Source organism: Microcystis sp. M53603_WE2 (assembly GCF_030065435.1).
The window spans coordinates 1-4,747 of the sequence record NZ_JASJFF010000066.1 but is presented as its reverse complement, the minus strand read 5'-3'; the positions used below and the strand labels follow the sequence as shown (position 1 = coordinate 4,747).

Sequence of the window (4,747 nt, the reverse complement as noted above, 5' to 3'; positions counted from 1 at the left end):
TAACCATCCGCTCGTTTAACAATTCTAACTCGTTTAATTTGGTCTATAGGATAAAAGTTTAGGTCTCTAGTTCCTTTTAGTTTAACCGTCCCAATGTTTTTCTTATCTGTGAAAGTTATTTTCTTTCTATCCTCTGATAGTTTCCACCCACAGTTTTTATATTCCACAGAACGATTATTTTTCTGAAACTTGGGATAGCCTTTTTTACCTTTTATTTTTTTCTTACAATTGTCATAGAAACGGGCAATAGCTGACCAAGCCCGTTCGGCCGATGCTTGTCTAGCCATAGAATTTAGAGTATCGACAAACTTGAACTGTTTGGCGAGAACTGCACAATATTTATTGAGAGAATATTTATCGATTTTGTCTTCCCTCTTGGCATCTATCCAAAGCCTTAATGCTTTGTTTCTGATGAATTGTACTGTACGAATAGCTTCATCAATGGCAGAACACTGACTTGGTTTGACCACGGCTTTCATTTCTAAGACAATCATTGTTTATCGACCTCAAACAACTTATTTTATATTAACCTGTACAGCATAGATTGTCAAGATTTTAGTCGTGCTTCGCTGTTTTATATTGGTCGGGGTTTCATCCCGTCGCTAAGTGCGAGGGTCTTCACCCCGACATTTGAGATAAACCGCACGAGCGACGCGGGTACGATTAGCCTCCTGGTCTCCGTGGGCATAAGTTAGATAAATCCAGCGATTTTGGGCAAATTGGGGATGAATTGCCACATCGAGCAGTCCTCCTTGTCCGACGGCAAAAACTTCGGGAACTCCAGCGATGGCTTTTGGGTCTAATTTACCCTCTCTAACTACTCTTAAACGACCGGGGCGCTCTGTGATGAGGATTTCCCCGTTAGGTAGCCAAACCATCGACCAAGGATGCTCTAAACCCTCGATTACGGTCACTTTTTGCCATTGATTTCTCTGGGAATTATTCGCCGAAGTTAATACATTTGCACCTTGACAACCGGAGATAATTATGGTATGTAAAACGCTAGATACTAAAGGCGAGAAAAGGCGATTGAGAGAATTAAGCATTAGTTGGTAACTCCCCAAGTTTGCCATGGCATAGACATCATTAAGGTTGGTTCGGGTTAATTGCTCGTACAAACTATTTGGCAATACCTCTAATTTTCGCTTTTACTTTTTCAATGAATGAAGAAGAATTCACATCGTGGAGATGTTGTTTACTGGCTTTACTTAGGATTGATGCCACTAAACCAAAGGAGGACTGAGAAGAAAAAATCAAATCATTACAACTGGCTAACAAATACATATCCATTAATGCTTCTATGCCATTTTGAACGCGATCAGGACATTGATCCCAGTTCTGGTGCATTCTTTCTCCCGATGGTGGAAACCATTTTGGTGTGGTGATAATATTTGGGAACTCCTCTTGAAATTTTTCAACAACTTCTTGAGAATCTGTAGCCAAGAAAATGCTGTTAAATTTATTGTTTTTGTTGATTTTTTTAGTATTAGTAATTAGCTTATCTAAAGGAATCTTCATGTCTGTGTATCTGACATGAACGCCTAGGGTATTCACTCCAAAGTAAGATGATCGGAAATCTTCGATAGACTGAACAATTTCAGGTTTCAGGCTTAGATGAGAGTTTAATACCTGTTTGATAATAGTACGATCATCCATTTTTGCCAAGTAATCGAACTTCCCATGAAAAAGTTGTCTCATCTGGTTGATTTTATGAGTATAGGCACAGAAAACCAGAATCTCACTCTCATAATTTGTTCTAGATAATTCAACCGACATAGATTGATCCGAAATCCTTAAATCTTTTCTTAGTCCACCAAAAGATTGATCTAACTTATCAATCCATATCTCAGGATAGACAGACTTGGTATCAGGTATAGATTCTACTGAAACGGTCTTTGGACAGTTAAAAAATAGAGGGAAGGAGTTGATATCGTCATGACAATAAGTATTATCCCGCCAATCAATAACTAACTGGCGATTACTAATTTCACTATAGATTATTGCACCACAGGCGGCCAGAATTCGGTTTCCCATGCCAGAGGAACCTTTACAAATCAGAAATTTTCTAGAGCTATTCATATTTTCTATTAAGTATCTACTAAACTATAAACCTAGGCGACGGCGAGTTTTTTTCAAACTAAAGGGAGAGTGAGCCATAAATAGCTTCACAAATTCTAGGCGACGCAGATAGAATCTGTTGGGTTAAACCCTTTAAAACTTCCTTGAGTAGATCGGGACGAGTAAAAACTGTTAAAATAACTGGCGGCAAATAACTAGGTAAAGGCATCTCATCAAGAGACATTGGTAAATTTGTTAAATTCATAGACTACCGCAAAACAAAATTTTTAACATCTGTACAAATCACGCCCTATATATTAACACCTTAATTTGAGTTTGTCAAGCTTAATTACACTTCGATAACTCCCAGCTAGAATTGTTTGACCTTAACTTGAGAGAAAACTTTTATTATAATGTTCGGATATACTGTCTCCTTTGCCTGACCACTTATTAACCATAACTTCCTAGTTGGTAACTCTCCAAGTTTTCAGCAGATCAATATAATTATATTGACTCCATTTTGAGGAGTTGTTTTAGAAAAGTTAAGAGATTTTCTAGTGATGGTATTTGCGTTAAAGTTTGCTCGCTAATCCACCGATCATCAGAAATAGTTGCGGTGTTGGTTTTTCCCGGTTTAAGAATACTAGCAATGGCGGCAATAGTGGCTTTTTCTTTATCAAAAGGTTTCCAGCCAATTTGACTAATTTCCTCCTCAGAAAACTGTTGAATATATGCTTTTGCCCTCTTCATATATTCAGGATAGGCGATTTTTCCACAATCACAAAGTAGGGTATCTAAGACACCTTGATCAACATTATTAGGCAGTATGTATAATCCGACTCTTGGTTTATTTTCTTGAATAGTTCCCGTGGCAGCTACTACCCTGGGAAAGTCGGGAAAATATTCCCGAAAACCCTGATGATATTTACGAGCAACTTCTGCCGGGTTATCTTTATCCGCATCGGCAATAACGGCAAAAGCTGATAATTCATTGTTATAATCCATATCGGCAAGTTTATTGGTTAAATTTTTAATTAATTCACTGCCACCCCCGGCATAAATTGCCACGGATAAAGTCTCAGTATAAAGAATAGATGGCATATCGAGTCTGATGTAAAGTTTTCCAGTTTTAGGAGGAGGATATTTCGGAATAAATTTTTTCCAAATTGGTTCTAGATTTGAGAGTTCTTCACATTTAGAAAACCCCAGAAGTTTACACATAACTTTCACCAGAAAAGCTTGATCATGATTACCTTCCACTCCAATCAATATATGTTCTCGACTCACCAACGAACCTCCTGTCCTAAGTCTTCTCGTAAGCTTTTTAATCGAGTCCAATCATGTCTAACTACTCTAGTATAATTTTCCTTTGGTTCGAGACGATAAAGCACCAAATCTGATTCTCGTTCAGTAACTTCTAACAGAGCATCAACAGCTTCTAGACTGTGGGTAGTAGCAAACAGTTGTACATTCATTTTTTGACACCATTTAACTAACCAATTAAAAGAACTTTGCAGTGCCTCTGTATGAATAGCTGATTCTAATTCATCAATGAATAAAATTCCACCTTTAACACTGGCAAGTTTGAGGGCGATATGAAGTAAGCGACGCACCCCATCACCAAAGGTACTAACGGGGACAAGTCCCAATTTTTCATGTTGAATATAAATATTAAATCTGGAAGATAAAGAATGAGGCGGTAAGAGAATTTCTAAGTCAGAAATATTACTGTCCATTTGACGTAGTAAATCGATAACATCTGTTTTAAAATTGGCAAATCTCACTTCTGAAAGTAATCGAAATTGACCAATATCAGAACGATGAGAAGCGGGACTAACCAGAGAAGTTAGTAAGCTAGGTTCTTTTTTTCCCGATAGTCTAGAGAGAGGGCTATTTTCCCAAAGTTGATAGTTTTCTTTCAGGGGATTTTGGGGATAATTAATTAAACTTATTAATTGTTCTTGAGCCAGAAATACTGTTATCGATAAATTTATACCTTTTCTTGTTTCCCATAAATCTTCATTATTATCGATTAAATCTTCGTTTTCTTCGCTAATTATCTCATTAGGATGAAGCTTGTCTTCGGGATTGTCAATTAAAATAATTCCTTCGAGTTCTTCATAAATTGCCTCAATTTTCTGAACTTTAAAGGAGCCATTTCCTGTGATTGATATAACCCCGTGATTAAGTTTTTCTTGCTCAATCATTGCATCGTGGGTAAATAACCACTGTAGGGAATCTAGATAAGGAGTCCGAGAAACTCTGTACTCTTGTTCTCTTTGTCTAGCAGTATTTAGCCAAACTTTTAGATCTAAGGGATGACAGTAAATAGATAACGCTTCGAGAACGCTGGTTTTTCCCGAATTATTAATTCCCACAAGCAGGTTAATCTGTCCGAGATTCTTTAGCTCAAGCTCTCGCAGTCCTCTAAACTGGTGAATGGTAATGTTTTCTAGGCTTTTAGTCATAAACTTAGTTTAGCTGAAAAGGGTGACAAAAAACTAAGTTATCTCCTCAAATGTATTGAAGTTTTAATTTAATCAACTTCTGGTTCTTCGTTACTTAGTATGGTTCGATAGGGGGGCATAAATCGACTAAATCCTTATCTGGCAAGAGACTTAATTGATTAGTTCGCTCTAGATCAAAAATAATTGACAAAAATCGCCAAATGCCTTTCTATATAAGGGTT

Annotated in this window: 5 protein-coding genes and 1 pseudogene; all 6 read right to left on the bottom strand. The window is 37.2% G+C overall.

The window, feature by feature from the left end; all coding sequences use genetic code 11:
• The coding region (locus PX481_RS01640; RefSeq protein ID WP_502888584.1) for a nuclease/transposase family protein at positions 1-494 on the bottom strand (494 nt) is incomplete at its 3' end.
• A 141-nt stretch (positions 495-635) separates the two neighbouring features.
• Positions 636-1,046, bottom strand: a pseudogene (locus PX481_RS01635) (PQQ-dependent sugar dehydrogenase); the annotation flags it as partial.
• A gap of 73 nt (positions 1,047-1,119) precedes the next feature.
• Entirely contained in the window at positions 1,120-2,079 is a 960-nt protein-coding gene (locus PX481_RS01630; RefSeq protein WP_106908760.1) for a NodZ family protein, read from the bottom strand.
• A gap of 58 nt (positions 2,080-2,137) precedes the next feature.
• The gene (locus tag PX481_RS01625; RefSeq protein ID WP_002762436.1) at positions 2,138-2,323 is read right to left on the bottom strand and encodes a hypothetical protein; all 186 of its coding nucleotides are present in this window, start codon (positions 2,321-2,323) and stop codon (positions 2,138-2,140) included.
• Between the two features lie 239 nt (positions 2,324-2,562).
• Entirely contained in the window at positions 2,563-3,345 is a 783-nt protein-coding gene (locus PX481_RS01620; RefSeq protein ID WP_002762437.1) for a DUF3226 domain-containing protein, read from the bottom strand.
• Positions 3,342-4,526 (bottom strand): AAA family ATPase, encoded by a 1,185-nt coding sequence (locus tag PX481_RS01615; RefSeq protein ID WP_002762438.1) that lies wholly within the window; start codon positions 4,524-4,526, stop codon positions 3,342-3,344. The genes PX481_RS01620 and PX481_RS01615 overlap by 4 nt, the downstream gene beginning before the upstream one ends.
• Positions 4,527-4,747: the final 221 nt, after the last annotated feature.

What these genes read in the sequence shown, in the direction of transcription:
- PX481_RS01630 (WP_106908760.1), bottom strand. Translation starts at nt 2,079, where the DNA reads ATGAATAGCTCTAGAAAATTTCTGATTTGTAAAGGTTCCTCTGGCATG.
- PX481_RS01625 (WP_002762436.1), bottom strand. Translation starts at nt 2,323, where the DNA reads ATGAATTTAACAAATTTACCAATGTCTCTTGATGAGATGCCTTTACCT.
- PX481_RS01615 (WP_002762438.1), bottom strand. Translation starts at nt 4,526, where the DNA reads ATGACTAAAAGCCTAGAAAACATTACCATTCACCAGTTTAGAGGACTG.